Genomic DNA, 15,648 nt, shown 5'->3' with positions numbered 1-15,648 from the left:
CCCCGCCCCTTCCCGCAAGACGCAACGTCGGCGGGTGCGCGCAGCGCGATACCGCTGCGCCCACCCGCCGATGTTGCGTTCTGCGGGAGCGGGAGCGTCGCGTCAGGCCAGCCCGAGCCGCGCGTCGAGCACCTCGAGCAGCCGCTGCCGGAACGGCACCGACGACCACCCGTGGTCCGCCCCCTCGACGACCGTCAGGACGGCGCCCGGCAGGAGCTCGGCGTAGCGGCGCCCGTACGACACCGGCACGATCGCGTCCTCGGTGCCGTGCACGACGTCCGCCGGGCCGGTGTACTCGGCGACGGGCGCGTACACGTCGAGATCGTCCTCGACGTCGGCGAGGAACGCCGTGCCGAGCACCATCCCCCCGAAGTCGAACCACCCCTGCTCCCGCGCCGGGGCGAGGGGCTGGCCCTGGATCGCGTCGTGCTCGGTGATGTCGTCGACGACGACGCCCGCCGGCGACCACAGCGTCAGGCTGCGCACCGCGTCCGGCACCCGGGCCGCGGCGAGCGCCGACTCCACCGCGCCGAGGCTGTGCGCGACGACGTGCACGCCCTGCCCCCGGTCGGCGGCGTTGATCATCGCGACGACCTGCTCGACCTCGTCACGGATGGTGATGTCGGCGAACTCACCGTCGCTCGCGCCCTGTCCGAGCCGGTCGTGGCTGCGGACCACCGCGCCCCGGGCGACCAGGTGCCGTGCGGTCTGCACGAACAGCTGGTGGCCGCCGAGGGCGCTGTCGCTGAAGCCGTGGACGAGCAGCACCACGGGGGCGTCCGGTGCGGCACCGTCCCGCGGTTCCCACTGCCATCCGCGGATCGTCGCCCCGCGGTGCTCGAGGGTCGTCGCGGTGGTCCGGGGGTCGACGCCGCGCAGGGGCACGGTCGCCATCAGTTCGTCCGGTCCGCCCACCCGGCCGGCAGGTCGCCGGGCGCGGTGTCGACCACGGACTCGTCGTCCTCGCCGACGTGCTCGAACAGCGTGATGTGCGCGAACTCGGGCACGACGTAGATCGGGTAGGTCGGTCCCTCGTCGCGGAACCGCTGCATCTCGTCGAGGTGGTCGTTCTGGAAGAGGACGGTCTTCTGCCCGTCGAGCTCGATCCAGCGCGGGAAGAAGATGGTGCCGTGCAGGACGCGCTGCTCGGGCAGGACGTTGACGACGACGCTGGTGCCGGTCGGCTCGTTCCAGGAGACCTTGTACACGCCGGGCGCCAGCGCGACGAGGTCGACCGTCTGGTCCTTGACCCAGCGACCGCCGACGTGGCCGGTGTGGATGCGGTAGTCGATGGTCGTGGCGTTCTTGACGTACATCTCGTACTGCCAGCCGTTGGCGTACGTGTAGACGAAGCGGTGGCCGACGATGCCGGTCAGGTCCTGGGGCGGTTCGGGGTGCTCGACGGAGGTGGTGGTGTCCATGCCCCCAGAGTGTACCCGAAGTGGTTTTGTTGCAAACAAAACTGCCTGGTAGTCTGCCGAGCATGCGGGGTACCGGGGACGAGACGGCACGGGTCGCACGGCGACTGAGCGACCGGATCGGTCCGTTCCGCCGAACGCTCCTGCGGACCTCGCGGGTCGCCGCCGGTCTGCCCGACATCCCGGACGCCCAGGTCGAGGTCATGCGGGCGCTCGGGGCCGACGAGGCCGGCTCCGCACCGTCGGCACTGGCGTCCCGCCTCGGCCTGGCGCGCTCGACCGTCAGCAACCTCGTGTCGTCGATGGAGCAGGCGGGCCTGGTCGAGCGGCGGCTCGTCGGCGGCGACGGACGGCGTGCCACCGTGCACCTGACCCCGCTCGCGGCCGAGCGACTCCGCACCTACGACGAGGCCGCGACCACCGTCCTCGTGGACGCACTGGGTCGCCTGTCCGCGGACGACCGTGCCGCGCTGGCCGCCGCCCTCCCCGCCCTCGAGCGCCTGCACCACGAGATCACCCCGCCGCCCACATCCTGACTCCCAGTTCCTTCCGAGCGCTCTCTCGGCACTCCTGAGGGGGAAGTGCTACAACAGATCGCAGTTGAGTCGAGGGGACTCAACCAGGACACGAAGGAGTTGATCTCGATGACGATGCAGTTCGACCCGTTCCGCGAGCTCGACCGACTCGCCGGCTCCCTGCTCGGGGCCGGAGCCGGTGCTCCGCGCTCCATGCCGATGGACCTGTACCGCACGGGTGACCACTACGTCCTCGACGTCGACCTGCCGGGCATCGACCCGGGCTCGGTCGACGTGGACGTCGACGGTTCCGTGCTCACCATCCGGGCGGAGCGCACCCTCGGTGCTCCGGAGGGCTCGCAGTGGCTCACCCGCGAACGCCAGCCCGGCACGTTCGTCCGGCAGCTGACGCTCGGCGACCACCTCGACACCGCACGCATCACCGCCGCCTACGACAACGGCGTGCTGAGCGTGACGATCCCGGTCAAGGAGTCGGCGAAGCCCCGCCGGATCGACGTCACCACCGGTGGCGGCGCCCAGCAGCTCGCGGTCGGCACCGCCGAGCAGTAGGCGGGGGCGCGGTGACGACGTTCATCAACGCGCTCCTCGCCGTCGCGGTCGTCACGGCGGCCCTCGTCGTGACGAGCCTCGACCGCCGGACCGCGGTCCTCCTCGGCGCGGCCGGCAGCACGACGGGCAGCTTCCTCACCTGGCTCGTCGCGCCGGACGCCTGGTCGGGGATCCCGGTCGTGCCGTGGCTCGCCGCCGTGGGCGGGACGGTCGCGCTCATCGCGCTGTGGAGCGCGACGCGCCTCTGGTCCGGCATCTTCGAGCCGCCGCGACCGGTCGCGCACGACGACACGGCCGCCCTGGTGACCGTGGGCGCGGAGCAGTGACCACCTGACGGACGGGAGGCCCGGTGCACGCTCGCACCGGGCCTCCCGTCCGTCGTCGGGTCGCGCCGGACGATCCTGTCAGGCGACCCGGATGACCGTCACTCCTTGTTGAGCTTGTCCTGCACCAGGCCGGCCGTCTTCTCGACGACGTTCGGCAGCTCGGTCGTGCCGTAGAACCGCACGTCCGGGTGCGTGGGCGGCGGCATCGGCACCGACGAGGTGGGGCCGTCGTGGTACGAGTACTCGCCCTTGCCGTCGAACGACGGACCGCTCGCCCACGGGCCGTCACCGGCCTGCTTCCCGTCCGAGAAGTTCAGGTACTGGTAGCTGAACTCCGTGTGCTCCTTCGCCTGCGGGAACTTGTTCGGGACGGGGAAGTCCTCGATCCCCTTCTCACGCAGCTCGGCCGCGGCCGTTGCCCACATGTTCTGGTGCATCGTGTCGCGGGCGAGGAGGAACGAGAGCAGGTCCCGCACGCCGTGGTCGTCGGTCATGTGGTAGAGCCGAGCGACCTGCACGCGGCCCTGCATCTCGGCGTTGGCGTTCGCCGTGAAGTCGGCGAGCAGGTTGCCGCTCGCGGTGATGTAGCTGCCCTGCCAGGGGTTGCCGTTGCTGTCGACAGGGCGCGCGCCCGCGCCGGCGACGATGCCCTGCTGGATGTCGGTGCCCCCGACGACCGCGGCGACCGTCGGGTCGTCCTGCACGGCGTCCTCCGTGATGCCGAGGGGGCTCTTCTCGAGCAGCTGCGCGATCATCGTCGCGAGCATCTCGACGTGGCCCATCTCCTCGGCACCGATGCCGAAGACCATGTCGCGGTACTTGCCGGGCATGTGCATGTTCCACGCCTGGAACTGGTACTGCATCGCGACGGAGATCTCGCCGTACTGACCGCCGAGCACCTCCTGCAGCTTGCGTGCGTACACGGCGTCCGGCTTGTCCGGGGTCGACTTGAACTGGAGTTCCTGCTTGTGGAAGTACAACGCGTTCTCCTGCTTCGTTGGCGGTCGGGTCGTCGAGTCCGACGGTCCGCGCGGCCGTCTGGGTGCCCGTCCGGGCTGGACGGATCGCGCGGGATCGGTGGCCGGATCGCGCGGACCGCCGGTTCCGGATCGGCCTACGGTGTGCGGCATGGACCTCGAACTGCGTGACCGTGTCGCCCTCGTCGTCGGCGGACGGGGGTACATCGGCGCCGTCGTCGCCGAGACCCTCCGTCGGGAGGGCGCGCGGGTCGTGGTCGCCTCGCGGAGCGCGGACGGCGACGACGCCGTCGCGATGGACACCGCCTTGCAGGAGTCGGTCGACGCGGCCGTCGCCCGGGTGCTCGAGCAGCACGGCCGCATCGACGTCCTCGTCGTGACCGCGGCGCCGGCGGCCGGCACCCTGGACCCCGAGCGCGCGTCGGACCCGGAGCAGGTCGCGGCGGCGATCGACGGCAAGGCGCTCGGCTTCCTGCGGGTCGCGAACGCGGTGCTGCCGCACCAGCGCGCGGCCGGGTCCGGACGCGTGGTCGTGATCAGCGGGCAGAACGCCTACCTGGCCGGGAACGTCACGACGTCGCTCCGGAACGCGGCGACGAGCATCATCGCGAAGAACCTCGCCGACCAGGTGGCCGGCACGGGCGTCGCCGTCAACGTCGTGAACCCCGGCTCCGTGACGGACGAGCCCGCTGCCGAGGTGCAGCGGGGCGCCGGCGGGGAGTCCAGCCCACAGCAGATCGCGGACCTGGTCGCGTTCCTCGCCTCACCGCGGTCCGCGGTGAGCGGCGAATCCGTGTCGATCGCGCACCGCGTGCTCGGGCAGCTCACGATCTGACGGGGCACCGATCTGACTGGACGCCGTGCCGGACGGGAGGCGCGCGGTGCGGCCGCCACGGGCCTCCCGTCCGATGCGTGGCAGGTCACGAGCCGTGCTCGCTTCGTCCTGCAGGACGACGGCCTTCGTCCCTCCGCCCGATGCCCCGCTACCGGGTGATCGGCGAGGCTCGGTGGCATGGAGAGTTCGACCAAGCACGTGATCGCCACCCTCGCCACCTGCGCCGCCATCGTCGTGGTGACCGCCGTCGCGCTCGTCGCGATGTCGCCCGTCCCGTGAGCCGGTGGCCGCGCGGCCGTCGTGCGATGATCGAGCCGTGACGGACCGGCGCACGTTCCTCCGGCCGATGCGGATCCGGTCGATCGTCGCCGACCTCGTCTGGGCCGCACTCGCCGCGCTGCTCTTCACCGCGCCGATCGAGCTCGAGCTCGAGCGCGCGAGCCTGCTCGCGGTCGTCGCCGCGTGCGCCGCGATCGCCCTGCGCCGCCTGACGCCGAGCGGCGCGATGGTGATGACGGTCGTCCTCGGGGCCGTGCAGGTCACGGGCGGTGAGCGCCCCTCCCTCGTCGACCTCGCGATCGCCGTGGTCATCGGCACCGCCGCCGTCCTCGGCACCCGGACCGAGGCTGTGGTCGCCGGCATGCTCGCCGTGGTCGCCGGGGTCTCGGCATCCATGTACCTCTCCTCGACCGGTTACCGCTACGCGCTGCTGCTGAACGGGCCGAGCGATCAGGTCGCCCTCGTCCTCGCGGCCCCGTCGCTCGTCCTGCTCTCCGTGTGGGCCGGCGGACTCGCCGGGCGGGCCGTCCGCTCGCAGGTCGCCGAGGCCGCACGGCGTGCCGAGGCCGAGGCGGCCGCGAGCCGCGCCGAGGCCGTGGCCAACCGGGCCGAGGCCGTCGCCACCCGCGCGGTCGACGAGGCCGAGGCTGAACGCATCCGCGCCGACATCGCCCGTGACGTCCACGACGTCGTGGGGCACTCGCTCGCGGTCATCATCGCCCAGGCCGACTCGGTGCCGTTCCTCGACGACGAGGCCCGCATCCGCGAGGTCAGCGCCACCATCGCGAGCACCGCCCGCAGCTCCCTCGTCGAGGTCCGGCAGGTGCTCGGGCACATCGACGGGTCCGAGGCCGCAGCGGACCCGACGTCGTTCGACGAGATCGTCCGCGGCATCCGCGAGGCCGGTGTCGATGTCGACCACGCCGTCCGCGGTGTCGCCCGACCGCTCGGTGCGGTGCACGGCACGGCGGCACGACGGGTCCTGCAGGAGATGCTCACGAACGCGCTGCGCCACGGGGTGCCCGGCGGCTCCGTCGAGGTCCGCGAGACCTGGCGCTCGGCCGACCTCGTGCTCGAGGTGGAGAACGCCGTGCCGACCGCTGCCCTGCCCGTCGGCGGCGAGCTCGGACTCGAGGAGCTCGCCGCGCGCCCCGTCACCGGCGAGCAGCCGACGGTCGCCGGCACCCGCGGTTCCGGGCGCGGCCTGACCGGCATGCAGACCCGACTGACCACGATCGGCGGGTCCTTCGACGCCGCCGTGCTGGACGCCGTGTTCGTCGCGCGCGCCCGCATCCCGTTCGACGTCCGAGGGGGGACGACACGATGACCGACCCGATCCGCATCCTGCTCACCGACGACCAGGCGCTCTTCCGCGCCGGGCTGCGCGTCGTGCTCGACGCACAGCCCGACATGGAGGTGGTCGGCGAGGCCTCCGACGGCGCCGAGGCACTCGACCGCGTCCGCGAGCTCCACCCCGACGTGGTCCTGCTCGACATGCGGATGGCGGGCGTCGACGGGGTGGAGACCGTGCGTCGGCTCTTCTCCGGCGAGGTCGAGGGACCGCTCCCCCGCGTGGTGGTGCTCACGACGTTCGGGCTGGACCCGGCCGCGGCGACCGCGATCCGCCTCGGCGCGAGCGGCTTCCTGCTCAAGGACACCACCCCGCCCTTCCTGTTCGCGGCGGTGCGGGCCGTCCACGAGGGCAGCTCGGTGATCGCGCCGAACGACCTGTCGCAGCTGTTCGGCGCGGACGTCGACCGCGCACCGGCCCCGCAGCCCGAGGCCTTCCAGACGCTGACGGACCGGGAGCGCATCGTGTTCGGGTGGGCCTCCCGAGGGCTCTCCAACGCGGAGATCGCCGCCCGGGAGTTCGTCACCGAGTCCACCGTGAAGACGCAGATCTCGAGCATCCTCGGCAAGCTCGCGCTGCGCGACCGGGTGCAGCTCGTCGTCTACGCGCACGACCACGGGCTCGCGGGCGCCCGCGAGGACGGACCGGCTCCCGCCTGACGCCGGGTCAGCTCGCGGCGTCGATCCCCAGGGCGTCGCCGAGCCCGAGGGTGCGCTGCGCCAGGTCGCACTGCGACGACGCGGGCTTCATGACGAGTCCGGACGCCTGCGCCGTGTGGCCGAGCCCGTAGGCGTGCCCCCACTCGTGCGTCGCGACGCCGCGCAGGTCGAACCGCGCCCCGGAGCACGTCGCCGACGACGACCACGCGTACGAGGTCGTGTACCGCTGGTCCATCTCGACCGCGACGCCGGAACGCGACCACACGCACGTGGTGGCGAGGGTGCCCGAGCGCAGCGAGCCCCACCCGGTGACGCTCGCACCGCTCGGCGAACCGCAGCCGCCGTTCGCCGTGACGGCCGGGGCCTGCGTGGTCGTGCCGAGGTAGGTGTTCGCGGCACCGGAGGTGATCGTCCGACCGCAGGTCTTCAGGGTCCCGGTCCAGGCGTTCGCGGCCGCCCTGAGCGCCGCGGCGTCCGTCGCCCGGGCCCCGGACGGGTTCGACGACCAGCGGACGGGCGTCGTCCACCGGTACCCGAGCAGCGCGTACGTCCGGTTCGTGCAGCTCGACGCGGGAGCGGGCTTCGTCGCGGTCGCCGCCATCGGGTGCGCGGTCGTGCCACCACCGGTCAGCCCCTCGTGCAGGCTCCGGACCTTGCGGATCGCCGCCGGCGCACCAGACCACTCGCCCTCGACCGCCACCGCGACGCCCGAGCGGCCCGTGTTCGTGATCGACACGTCCCCGGGGTCGACCGCGCCCGCGGCCGCGACCGGGAGCGCCGACACGGTCGTGCCGGGCGACGGCACCACGAAGCGGCGGCCGTCCGGCAGCGTGACCGTGCCGCGCTCGACGGCGCACCCGCGGCCGAGGTCGCGGACGGTGATGCGGTCACCGCTGCACGTCGACGCGGCCTCGGCGGGCGCGACCCCGACGGACGTGGACACGATCGCGACGAGCACGGTCGAGAGGGCGACCGCGGCAGCGATCACGGACGGCGTCCGCACGATGGGCCTCCTGGGGCACGAGCACCGGACGGACCCGGAGCGACGCCGATCAGTGTGCGCAACGCTCCGCGGGACGGTCAACCCCCCGACCCGGGATGCCCCGTCCGGGTGTCGCCGACCGACCGGGTGACCGACGAGACGGGGGCGGGGCGAGCCTCCAGGCCGGGTCCCGCGGGTCGTGACGACCGCGCGGGAACGCGGAACGGCCCCCGGGATTCCTCCCGGGGGCCGTTCCCCACCTGGTGCGCGAGGGGGGACTTGAACCCCCACGCCGTTTCCAGCACACGGACCTGAACCGTGCGCGTCTACCAATTCCGCCACTCGCGCCAGCCCGGCAACACTAGCACGCGGCGGACGGTGCCCGTGACCACGCACAGACGAGCAGGAGCGCCAGCCACTACCATGCAGGGGTCCCTGACCGACGACCGGGAAGACACATGGGCCTCTTGGACAGCTTCGAGCGTGGGTTGGAGCGCGCCGTGAACGGCGCGTTCGCGAAGACCTTCCGCTCCGGCGTGCAGCCCGTGGAGATCTCGAGCGCCCTGCGCCGCGAGCTCGACACGAAGGCGGCCGTGGTCTCCCGCGAGCGGATCCTCGTGCCCAACGAGTTCACCGTGCGGCTCGCCCCGCCGGACCACTCGCGCATGCACGACGTCGGCCAGCCGCTCATCGACGAACTGACGCAGATGGTGCAGCAGCACGCCGTCGCGCAGAACTACTCGTTCTCCGGCCCGGTCTCGATCCGGCTGCAGCAGGACGGCACGCTCTCGACCGGTCTCCTCGAGATCGACGCCTCGACCGTGCAGCGCGACGTCGCCTGGGTCGCCGTGCTCGACATCGGATCCCAGCGCCACCGGCTCCGACGCGGCCGCACCGTGATCGGGCGCGGGACCGACGCCGACATCACCGTGGCGGACACCGGGACGAGCCGGAAGCACGTCGAGGTCATCTGGGACGGCAAGCACGCCCAGGCGAACGACCTCGGGTCCACGAACGGGTCGAAGCTCGACGGGGAGCGCTTCGAGCAGGCCATCGTCGAGCCGGACTCGACCATCGAGATCGGTCGTACCCGTATGGTGTTCCGGGTGATCCCCGAGAGCGACGGAGGTGCTCGATGACCACAGGCCTGACCCTGCTCGTCCTGCGCTTCGCCTTCCTCGCGGTGCTGTGGCTGTTCGTCTTCGTGATCGTCTTCGCGCTGCGGAGCGACCTGTTCGGCCAACGCGTCCGCACCGTCCCGACCGATCCGAAGGCCGGCGCGTCCGGTCCGACGACCCCGACGGTGCCGGCAGCGGCCGCCGCGGCTCCCGCCGGGGCGGGTGCGTTCACCGAGATCATCGGCCAGCCCGCCGGCGGACAGCAGCGTCCGTCCACCACGGGCACGCCCACGCGGCTCGTCATCACCGAGGGCTCGCGCGAGGGCCTGGAGATGCCCCTCGGCGGCGGCCCCATCACCATCGGGCGCTCCAGCGAGTCGAACGTCGTCATCCGTGACGACTACACCTCGACCAACCACGCCCGCCTCGACCTCCGGGCCGACGGCTGGGTCCTGTCCGACCTCGAGTCCACGAACGGCACGTTCGTCGACGGTCAGAAGGTGACCGCTCCCGTGCACGTCGCGGAACGGACGCCGATCACGATCGGGACGACGACGTTCGAGCTGCGGCGGTAACCGGGACATGACGGCTCGCACGCTGAGCGCCGCTGTGTCCCACGTGGGGCGCATCCGTGCCAACAACCAGGACTCCGGGTACGCCGGCACGCACCTGTTCGCCGTCGCCGACGGCATGGGCGGGCACGCCGGTGGCGACGTCGCCTCGGCGATCGCCATCCGCCGGATCCGCGAGGTCGACCGCGAGTTCCCCTCCGCGCACGACGCCGAGTTCGCTCTGCAGTCCGCGCTCATCGCCGCGAACCAGCTCGTCACCGAGACGGTCTTCGAGCACCAGGAGCTCACCGGCATGGGCACCACGGTGTCCGCCCTCATCCGCGTCGGCGAGCAGATCGCCATCGCCCACATCGGCGACTCGCGCATCTACCGGATGCGCGACGGCGAGCTGCAGCAGATCACGTCGGACCACACGTTCGTCCAGCGGCTGGTCGACAGCGGCCGGATCACGCCGGAGGAGGCGGCCGTGCACCCGCGCCGGTCGGTGCTCATGCGCGTGCTCGGCGACGTCGACGCCGCGCCCGAGGTCGACACGGCCGTCATGGACATCCAGACCGGTGACCGCTGGCTGCTCTGCTCGGACGGTCTGTCGTCGTACCTGGCCGAGGAGCGGATCCGGCACGCGCTGGCGTCCACGATGGACGCCAACCAGGTGACGCAGCGACTCGTCAAGGAGACGCTCGACCACGGCGCCCCGGACAACGTCACCGTCGTCGTGATGGACGTCACCGACTCCGAGCCCGAGGACGACGACGACGCCGCGACGACCGTCGGGTCCGCGGCCGCTCCGCTCACGTTCGAGGCGTCGACCGGCCGCAAGCCGATCCGCCTCCCCACGATCCTGCTCCACCCGCTCAAGGTCTCCACCGCCCCCGAGGACTCGCACTTCGAGCCGGAGTCCGACCAGTTCTTCGCCGAGCTCATCGCCGAGGACCGCCGGCGTCGGATCCGTCGCCGGATCGCGTGGACGATCGCCCTCGTGGTCGCCGTCGCCGCCCTCGTCGGTGCGGTCTGGCTCGGCTGGCGGATCACCCAGGCGCACTACTACGTCGGGACCGACCGCGGCACCGTCGCGATCTACCGCGGCGTGCAGCAGTCGATCGGCCCGATCGCCCTCTCCGACGTGTACGAGGACACCGACGTCACCGTCTCGTCGCTGCCCGACTACACGCGGGAGAACGTCCGCTCGACGATCAACGCGCAGTCCCTGTCGGACGCGCGCGACATCGTCGACCGCCTGCGCAAGGCCGCCGAGACCGGGCAGGACCAGGCCGGCACCGGTGGGGACGGCGGATCGTCGTCACCCACGCCGACGCCGTCCCGCTCCGCCGCGCCGTCGGGCAGCGCCTCGCCGTCGGCGTCGCCGGGAGCCCGCCGGTGAGCGCCGCGATCGCGCAGTCGTTCACGCAGGCGATCACGATCAAGCTGCGTGAGCCCGCCCGCGCCCGGAACCTCGAGCTCGTGCTGCTCGTCATCGCCTGCGGCATCTGCGCCGGTGCGATGGTGCTCGTGCAGCTCGGCACCAAGGGACGCCTGTTCGACACCGGCGTGCTGTGGGTCGGCGGCGGCATCCTCGGACTCGCGCTCGTCATGCACGTGGTGCTCCGGGTCGTCGCCAAGAACGCGGACCCGTTCGTCCTGCCGATCGCGCTCGTGCTCAACGGCATCGGCATCGCCGAGATCTACCGCATCGACGTGCACAACGGCCTGACCGGCTGGGACGCGATCGGCGTCAAGCAGATCGTCTGGACGATGCTCGCCATGGTCCTGGCGACCATCACGCTCCTGGCCGTGCGGAACCACCGGTTCCTGCAGCGGTACCGCTACATCTTCATGGCCGCCACCATCGCGCTGCTCCTCCTGCCGATGCTGCCGGGCATCGGGTCGAACGTCGGCGGTGCGCGCGTCTGGATCCGGATCGGCCCCTTCTCGTTCCAGCCGGGCGAGCTCGCGAAGATCACCATGGCGCTGTTCTTCGCCGGGTACCTCGTGACCGCGCGCGACTCACTGTCGATCGTCGGCAAGAAGTTCGCCGGGATGACGTTCCCCCGAGCGCGCGACCTCGGCCCGATCCTCGTCATGTGGGCCGCCGCGATGGCCGTCCTCGTGTTCCAGCGCGACCTCGGCACGGCGCTGCTCTACTTCGGGCTCTTCCTGGTGATGATCTACGTCGCCACGGCCCGGCTCGGCTGGGTCGTGATCGGCCTCGGTCTCTTCGTCGGCGGTGCCCTCGTCGCGCAGTCGGTCCTCGTGTACGTGCGTGGCCGGTTCGAGCAGTGGCTCGACCCGTTCGACCAGACGATCTTCGACCGGCAGACCCAGGGCAGCTACCAGCTGGTCCAGGGCCTGTTCGGCTTCGCCAACGGCGGCATCACCGGGACCGGCCTCGGGCAGGGGCGCCCGTACATCACCCCGGTCGCCAACGCGGACTACATCGTCGCGTCGCTCGGCGAGGAGCTCGGGCTCATCGGCGTCTTCGCGATCCTCGCGCTGTTCATCGTCCTGGCATCCCGGGGCCTGCGCGTCGCGTTCATGGCGCAGGACGACTTCGGCAAGCTCCTCGGCGTGGGCTTCGGCTTCATCATCGCGCTGCAGGTCTTCGTCGTCGTCGGCGGCATCACCCGGATCATCCCGGTCACGGGCCTCACGACGCCGTTCATGGCCGCGGGTGGATCGTCGCTCATCGCCAACTGGATCATCGCCGCGATGCTGCTGCGCCTCACCGACGCGATCCCCGCCGAACAACGCGTCCAGCAGGGCGCGATCCCGGCCGCCGCTCGCGGTCGCGGATCGTCCAGGAAGGAGCGCACCCGGTGAACCGACAGCTCCGCGGCGTCTCGACCGTCATCGTGCTCATGTTCGTCGCGCTCTTCGTGTCGACCACGTCCATCCAGTTCTTCGCTGCCGACTCGCTGCGCGCCGACTCGCGGAACTCGCGCACGATCCTCGACAGCTACTCGACCAAGCGCGGCGCGATCCTGGTCGACGGCAGCCCGATCGCCGAGTCGACCCCCTCGGACGACCAGTACCAGTACCAGCGCAAGTACACGAACGGCGGGCTGTACTCGGCCGTCACCGGGTACTTCACGATCGGTCAGGGCAACGCCGGCATCGAGAGCGCCGAGAACGCCGTGCTCTCCGGCAACTCGGACGCGTCGTTCTTCCAGAACCTCAACGCCATCCTCACCGGACAGGACGTCCAGGGCGACAACGTCAACCTGACGATCGACCCCGACGTGCAGCGGGCGGCGTACGACGCGCTCGGCACGAACACGGGCGCGGTCGTCGCCATCGAGCCGTCGACGGGGAAGATCCTCGCGATGGTGTCGAAGCCCGACTACGACCCGAACGCGCTCACCTCGCACGACACCGCCGAGGTCAAGGCACAGTACGACGCCCTGCTCCAGCAGACCCCGACGCCGCTGCAGAACCGCGCGATCGGCGGCGACCTGTACACGCCGGGATCGGTCTTCAAGCTCATCGTGGCGTCCGCGGCCCTCAAGGACGGCAAGTACGACCTCGACTCCGAGTTCCCGAACCCCTCGCGCCTGCAGCTGCCGGGCACCTCGTCGTACATCAACAACGCCGAGGGCGGCTCCTGCGGCGGTGGCGACACGGTCAAGCTGCGCACGGCGATCCAGAACTCGTGCAACATCCCCTTCGCGGAGCTCGGCCAGAAGCTCGGCTACGACGCCATCAAGTCCGTCGCGGACGAGTACGGCTTCGGTGACGCGATCGAGGTCCCGATGCGCGCGACCGCGAGCCAGTACCCTGACGTCGACTCGACCGCCCAGCTCATGCTGAGCGCCTTCGGCCAGGCCAGCGTCCGTGTCTCACCGCTGCAGATGGCGATGATCTCGGCGGGGATCGCCAACGGTGGCAAGGTCATGCAGCCGACGCTCGTCGACTCGGTCACGACCAGCGACCTGAAGACCGTCCAGTCGTTCTCGCCGAAGCAGTACAGCGATCCGCTGTCCGGCTCCGAGGCAGCCGACCTGACCGAGGCGATGCAGAGCGTCGTCAGCAGCGGGACCGGCACGAATGCCAGGATCGACGGTGTCGACGTCGCCGGGAAGACCGGGACGGCGGAAGGCGGTACGGGTGACCCGTACACGCTCTGGTTCACGGGGTTCGCCCCGGCGAAGAACCCCGAGGTGGCCGTCGCGGTCGTCGTCGGGAACGGCGGCGGGCTCGGGCAGTCCGGCGTCGGCAACACGGTCGCGGCTCCGGTCGCGAAGAAGGTCATGGAGGCGGTGCTGAACAAATGAGACCCACCAGCGGACTCACCTTCGGTGGGCGGTACCAGCTCTCCTCCCGGGTCGCGATCGGCGGCATGGGTGAGGTGTGGCAGGCGACCGACCTCGTCATCGGCCGGACCGTCGCACTCAAGATCCTGAAGGACGAGTACCTCGGTGACCCGGGCTTCCTCGAGCGCTTCCGCGCCGAGGCCCGGCACGCCGCCCTCGTCAACCACGAGGGCATCGCCAACGTCTTCGACTACGGCGAGGAGGACGGCAGCGCCTACCTCGTGATGGAGCTCGTCCCGGGCGAGGCACTGTCGACCATGATCGAGCGGGAGCACACGCTGCCGGTCGACAAGGTGCTCGACATCGTCGCGCAGACCGCGAACGCGCTGCAGGCCGCGCACGCGGTCGGCCTGGTTCACCGCGACATCAAGCCGGGCAACCTCCTCATCACGCCGGACGGCCGCGTCAAGATCACCGACTTCGGCATCGCCCGCATCGCCGACCAGGTGCCGCTCACCGCGACCGGCCAGGTCATGGGCACGGTGCAGTACCTGTCGCCCGAGCAGGCCAGCGGGCACCCGGCCTCGCCCTCCACGGACATCTACTCGCTCGGCATCGTCGCGTACGAAGCGCTGGCCGGGCGTCGCCCCTTCACCGGGGAGTCGCAGGTCGCGATCGCGATGGCGCACATCAACGAGCAGCCGCCCGCGCTGCCCGGCGACGTGCCCGAGCCGGTGTCCGCGCTCGTGCTCTCCTGCATCGCGAAGAAGCCGGCCGACCGGCCCGCCACCGCGGCCAACCTCGCCCGCGCGGCCCAGGCCCTGCGCCGTGGCGACGTCGCGGCGGCCACCGTGGCGGTCCCCGCGATCGGCGGCGACGGCACGGTCGCGTTCAACCCGCCGCAGGGCGCGGGCAACGACGCCGCGACGGCGCTCATCGGCACGCAGGCCGGTGGCGCGGTCGGTGGTCCCCCCGGCACCCCGGGGTCGCCCGTCGGGCCCGAGGACGAGGAACCGCGGAAGAAGCGCGCCTGGATCTGGTGGGTCGTCGGCATCGTCGCCCTCCTCGTCATCGGTGGGGTCGTCGCGGCCCTCGCTCTCGGTGGTTCGAGCCAGCCCGACCCGAGTGCCTCGTCGTCCCGGCCGGCGCCCACCCGGACCACCCCGCCACCGAGCCAGACGCCGAGCGCCACGCCCACGGCAACGCGCCTGTTCCTGAACAAGAGCGACTACGTCGGCCGCGCCACCGACGACGCCGCATCGGCGCTCCGCGACCTCGGCTTCGAGGTGACCGTGCAGGACGGCAGCCCGGCACCGGCCGCCGACCAGGCGAACACGGTGGCCGACCTCACCCCGACGGGGAGCGTGACCAAGGGCGCACTCGTCACGATCACGCAGTACACGACCCCGCCGACGGCCAACAAGCCGAACACCCCGAACGCCGGCACCGTGTCGGAGACCGGTCAGGTCACCTTCAGCTGGTCGGCGGCGACGTGCCCGGACGGCTACTCCGTGTCGAAGTACACGTGGACCGTGTCGAACGGCAAGGACGCCTCGGGCGCCACCTCCGGCGACACCTCGTCGACCGCGGTCACGATCCAGGCAGACGCGGCGGGCGACCAGGTCGTCTTCGCCTACAACGTGACCTGCACGAGCCAGTCCGTCGGCACGCTGGCCGCCTCGGAGAACTCCGATTCGGCGACCGCGACGTGGGAGGCCTCGGCCGAACCGACGCAGGACCCGTCCGACGGCACGAACCCGAGCAGCGGCACGCCGCAGGACCCCAACTGACCGTCACCC

Annotated in this window: 16 protein-coding genes and 1 tRNA gene; 12 read left to right on the top strand and 5 right to left on the bottom strand. The window is 71.8% G+C overall.

Annotated features, from left to right (window positions below; all coding sequences use genetic code 11):
* Positions 1 to 102: 102 nt before the first annotated feature.
* Entirely contained in the window at positions 103 to 894 is a 792-nt protein-coding gene (locus tag Cus16_RS10805) for an alpha/beta hydrolase (RefSeq protein ID WP_083263904.1), read from the bottom strand.
* On the bottom strand, positions 894 to 1,421 hold the full coding sequence (locus Cus16_RS10800) for a phenolic acid decarboxylase (RefSeq protein ID WP_069712667.1): 528 nt from the start codon (positions 1,419 to 1,421) through the stop codon (positions 894 to 896). The genes Cus16_RS10805 and Cus16_RS10800 overlap by 1 nt, the downstream gene beginning before the upstream one ends.
* Positions 1,422 to 1,483: 62 nt before the next feature.
* Between Cus16_RS10800 and Cus16_RS10795 the strand changes: the two genes are divergently transcribed.
* The 3 genes from Cus16_RS10795 to Cus16_RS10785 all read left to right on the top strand — a co-directional run bounded on the left by Cus16_RS10795 (position 1,484) and on the right by Cus16_RS10785 (position 2,829).
* Complete coding sequence (locus Cus16_RS10795; protein WP_069712666.1) at positions 1,484 to 1,954, top strand: MarR family winged helix-turn-helix transcriptional regulator; 471 nt, start codon at positions 1,484 to 1,486, stop codon at positions 1,952 to 1,954.
* A 108-nt stretch (positions 1,955 to 2,062) separates the two neighbouring features.
* A complete protein-coding gene (locus Cus16_RS10790) occupies positions 2,063 to 2,503 on the top strand; it encodes an Hsp20/alpha crystallin family protein (protein ID WP_069712665.1) in 441 nt (146 codons plus the stop codon).
* A gap of 11 nt (positions 2,504 to 2,514) precedes the next feature.
* The gene (locus tag Cus16_RS10785) at positions 2,515 to 2,829 is read left to right on the top strand and encodes a hypothetical protein (protein WP_069712664.1); all 315 of its coding nucleotides are present in this window, start codon (positions 2,515 to 2,517) and stop codon (positions 2,827 to 2,829) included.
* A gap of 98 nt (positions 2,830 to 2,927) precedes the next feature.
* Here Cus16_RS10785 and Cus16_RS10780 read toward each other — a convergent pair whose 3' ends face one another.
* Positions 2,928 to 3,809: a manganese catalase family protein gene (locus Cus16_RS10780; protein ID WP_069712663.1), complete on the bottom strand. Its 882-nt coding sequence runs from the start codon at positions 3,807 to 3,809 to the stop codon at positions 2,928 to 2,930.
* A gap of 148 nt (positions 3,810 to 3,957) precedes the next feature.
* On the opposite strand from Cus16_RS10780, the gene Cus16_RS10775 reads away from it, so the two are divergent.
* From Cus16_RS10775 to Cus16_RS10765, 3 genes are all read left to right on the top strand, one after another.
* On the top strand, positions 3,958 to 4,641 hold the full coding sequence (locus Cus16_RS10775; RefSeq protein ID WP_069712662.1) for an SDR family NAD(P)-dependent oxidoreductase: 684 nt from the start codon (positions 3,958 to 3,960) through the stop codon (positions 4,639 to 4,641).
* A gap of 316 nt (positions 4,642 to 4,957) precedes the next feature.
* On the top strand, positions 4,958 to 6,247 hold the full coding sequence (locus tag Cus16_RS10770) for a sensor histidine kinase (RefSeq protein ID WP_083263888.1): 1,290 nt from the start codon (positions 4,958 to 4,960) through the stop codon (positions 6,245 to 6,247).
* Positions 6,244 to 6,930 (top strand): response regulator, encoded by a 687-nt coding sequence (locus tag Cus16_RS10765; protein ID WP_069712661.1) that lies wholly within the window; start codon positions 6,244 to 6,246, stop codon positions 6,928 to 6,930. Before Cus16_RS10770 ends, Cus16_RS10765 begins: the two co-directional genes overlap by 4 nt.
* A 7-nt stretch (positions 6,931 to 6,937) precedes the next feature.
* On the opposite strand, the gene Cus16_RS16035 is transcribed toward Cus16_RS10765, so the two are convergent.
* Both Cus16_RS16035 and Cus16_RS10755 read right to left on the bottom strand, forming a co-directional pair.
* Positions 6,938 to 7,933, bottom strand: coding sequence for a matrixin family metalloprotease (locus tag Cus16_RS16035; RefSeq protein ID WP_083263887.1), 996 nt, complete (start codon positions 7,931 to 7,933; stop codon positions 6,938 to 6,940).
* A 240-nt stretch (positions 7,934 to 8,173) separates the two neighbouring features.
* Positions 8,174 to 8,260, bottom strand: a tRNA-Leu gene (locus tag Cus16_RS10755).
* Between the two features lie 110 nt (positions 8,261 to 8,370).
* Between Cus16_RS10755 and Cus16_RS10750 the strand changes: the two genes are divergently transcribed.
* From Cus16_RS10750 to Cus16_RS10725, 6 genes are read left to right on the top strand one after another with little or no spacing between them, the layout of a single operon-like run.
* On the top strand, positions 8,371 to 9,051 hold the full coding sequence (locus Cus16_RS10750) for an FhaA domain-containing protein (protein WP_069712660.1): 681 nt from the start codon (positions 8,371 to 8,373) through the stop codon (positions 9,049 to 9,051).
* The gene (locus tag Cus16_RS10745) at positions 9,048 to 9,605 is read left to right on the top strand and encodes an FHA domain-containing protein (RefSeq protein ID WP_069712659.1); all 558 of its coding nucleotides are present in this window, start codon (positions 9,048 to 9,050) and stop codon (positions 9,603 to 9,605) included. The genes Cus16_RS10750 and Cus16_RS10745 overlap by 4 nt, the downstream gene beginning before the upstream one ends.
* A gap of 7 nt (positions 9,606 to 9,612) precedes the next feature.
* Positions 9,613 to 10,983 (top strand): Stp1/IreP family PP2C-type Ser/Thr phosphatase, encoded by a 1,371-nt coding sequence (locus Cus16_RS10740; RefSeq protein WP_069712658.1) that lies wholly within the window; start codon positions 9,613 to 9,615, stop codon positions 10,981 to 10,983.
* Positions 10,980 to 12,419 carry an FtsW/RodA/SpoVE family cell cycle protein gene (locus tag Cus16_RS10735; protein WP_069712657.1) on the top strand — a complete coding sequence of 480 codons (1,440 nt, stop codon included), beginning with the start codon at positions 10,980 to 10,982 and terminating at the stop codon, positions 12,417 to 12,419. Before Cus16_RS10740 ends, Cus16_RS10735 begins: the two co-directional genes overlap by 4 nt.
* Entirely contained in the window at positions 12,416 to 13,870 is a 1,455-nt protein-coding gene (locus Cus16_RS10730; protein ID WP_069712656.1) for a peptidoglycan D,D-transpeptidase FtsI family protein, read from the top strand. Before Cus16_RS10735 ends, Cus16_RS10730 begins: the two co-directional genes overlap by 4 nt.
* Entirely contained in the window at positions 13,867 to 15,639 is a 1,773-nt protein-coding gene (locus Cus16_RS10725) for a protein kinase domain-containing protein (protein ID WP_069712655.1), read from the top strand. Before Cus16_RS10730 ends, Cus16_RS10725 begins: the two co-directional genes overlap by 4 nt.
* Positions 15,640 to 15,648: the final 9 nt, after the last annotated feature.

It is taken from the genome of Curtobacterium sp. ER1/6, from assembly GCF_001742745.1.
GTDB lineage: Bacteria > Actinomycetota > Actinomycetes > Actinomycetales > Microbacteriaceae > Curtobacterium > Curtobacterium citri.
The sequence above is the reverse complement of the archived record's forward strand: the minus strand, read 5'-3'. Positions and strand labels throughout refer to the sequence as shown.